Raw genomic sequence first — 2,059 nt, 5'->3', positions numbered from 1 at the left:
CATCTACCATGCAAGTTACCTAGAAAATTGCAATGTTCGTACACTTGACTACTTGGATCTAGTATGATTTAATTAACCAAGAAGTAGGCATGAAAAAATTATGTAGTGAACCAGTTTGCATAACACCAGGAGGAAAATATGGATAGAAAGACGAGAATAGAATCAGACAGCTTAGGGGAAGTAAAAGTACCAAGTGAACATTACTGGGGAGCGCAGACTCAGCGTTCTTTAGAAAATTTTAAGATTGGCACAGAAAAAATGCCAGAGCCTCTGATTAAAGCATTAGCAATAGTAAAACTTGCAGCAGCACATGTTAACATGAAGCAGGGTAGCATAGATAATAAGGTAGGGGACGCAATCTGCGCAGCCGCAAAGGAAGTAATAGATGGCAAATTTAATAATGAATTTCCGCTTGTTGTTTGGCAAACCGGATCCGGAACGCAGACTAATATGAATATGAATGAAGTGATCAGCAATCGCGCAATAGAGATTTTAGGTGGTAATTTGGGTAGTAAATCTCCGATACATCCAAATGATCATGTGAATTATGGTCAGTCGTCAAATGACACCTTTCCAACAGCAATGCATATAGCAGCAGCAGACCAGATAAACCGCTTGCTTATTCCAAATCTTGAAAAATTGCATAAGGTGCTGGATAATAAGGTTCAGGAATTTAAAGATATAATAAAAGTAGGACGTACTCATCTGCAAGATGCAACTCCCCTAACACTAGGACAGGAGTTCTCTGGCTATGCAGTCCAGATTAAAAAGGGGATAGAGAGAATAAAATCAACTTTAAGTGATATATATGAGCTTGCACAAGGTGGCACTGCAGTTGGCACGGGACTCAATACTAAAAAGGGTTTTGCTGAAGATTTTTCAAGCCAAGTTGCAGAAATTACTAACCTTCCATTTACTTCAGCAGGCAATAAATTTGAAGTGCTAGCAGCAAATGATGCTTTAGTTGAGCTCAGTGGAACACTCAATACAGTAGCAGTCAGTTTAATGAAAATTGCAAATGATATAAGGTTGCTTGGTTCTGGTCCAAGATGCGGAATTGGGGAAATAATGTTACCGGAAAATGAGCCTGGTTCTTCAATTATGCCAGGTAAAGTGAATCCAACTCAGTGTGAAGCGGTGACTATGGTATGCACTCAAGTTATGGGAAATCATGTTGCTGTAACCATTAGTGGTTCAAACGGTCATTTTGAATTGAATGTGTTTAAGCCAGTGATAATTTACAATGTTTTGCAGTCTATAAGACTTTTAGCTGACGCAAGTTTAAATTTTACAGAAAAATGTGTAGTTGGTATTAAAGCAAATGAAGAGAGGATAAAAGATTTACTGAATCAGTCGTTGATGTTGGTCACTATATTAAATACGCATATAGGGTACGACAATGTAGCAAAAATAGCGAAGCTTGCTTATAAAGAAAATATCACTCTAAAAGAAGCAGCAGCAAAACTTCAACTGCTCACTGAGGAAGAGTTTGAAAGGATAGTGAAACCAGAAGAAATGGTGAATTATTTGTAACCGCTCACACTTAGTTCTTCAATCTCACTAATGGAGAGGCCAGTAAACTTGACAATAGTGTTAACATCAACATTATTATCTTGCTTTGTCTACCTTATTTTGCCGCTCCCCTGAACGGATACGGTTTAAGACATAAGATCCTTTTTCATAGCCATACTACGTTATCCAGCGTCTGGGCACTGGTTTCTTGGTACTTATTCCGCAATAATTTTTTTTTCCTTCAATAAACTTTGCAGTTCGCCTTTTTCGTACATCTCGCGAGTGATGTCGCAACCACCAATAAACTCTTCCTTTATATATAATTGTGGAATTGTTGGCCAATCAGAAAACTTTTTTATAGATTCACGTATTTCATCATTCTCCAACACGTTAATATACTTAAACTTCACGTTCAATTTTTTTAGGATTGACACGACGAGTCCAGAGAATCCGCATTGAGGAAAATCAGAAGTGCCTTTCATATACAATACCACATCATTTTCTGTTATATCTTTTTTTATTTGTTCAAAATTGCTCATAAATTCAC

2 protein-coding genes are annotated in these 2,059 nt (G+C 37.3%); one reads left to right on the top strand and one right to left on the bottom strand.

Annotation, left to right across the window (positions count from 1 at the left end):
- Window positions 1-138: 138 nt before the first annotated feature.
- On the top strand, window positions 139-1,533 hold the full coding sequence (gene fumC, locus WGMM_RS01785) for a class II fumarate hydratase (protein WP_038249203.1): 1,395 nt from the start codon (window positions 139-141) through the stop codon (window positions 1,531-1,533).
- Between the two features lie 194 nt (window positions 1,534-1,727).
- Here fumC and grxD read toward each other — a convergent pair whose 3' ends face one another.
- On the bottom strand, window positions 1,728-2,051 hold the full coding sequence (gene grxD / locus WGMM_RS01780; RefSeq protein WP_006280013.1) for a Grx4 family monothiol glutaredoxin: 324 nt from the start codon (window positions 2,049-2,051) through the stop codon (window positions 1,728-1,730).
- Window positions 2,052-2,059: the final 8 nt, after the last annotated feature.

The organism is Wolbachia endosymbiont of Glossina morsitans morsitans (genome assembly GCF_000689175.1).
Taxonomy (GTDB): Bacteria; Pseudomonadota; Alphaproteobacteria; order Rickettsiales; family Anaplasmataceae; genus Wolbachia; species Wolbachia pipientis.
The sequence above is the reverse complement of the archived record's forward strand: the minus strand, read 5'-3'. Positions and strand labels throughout refer to the sequence as shown.

What these genes read in the sequence shown, in the direction of transcription:
- fumC (WP_038249203.1), top strand. Translation starts at nt 139, where the DNA reads ATGGATAGAAAGACGAGAATAGAATCAGACAGCTTAGGGGAAGTAAAA.
- grxD (WP_006280013.1), bottom strand. Translation starts at nt 2,051, where the DNA reads ATGAGCAATTTTGAACAAATAAAAAAAGATATAACAGAAAATGATGTG.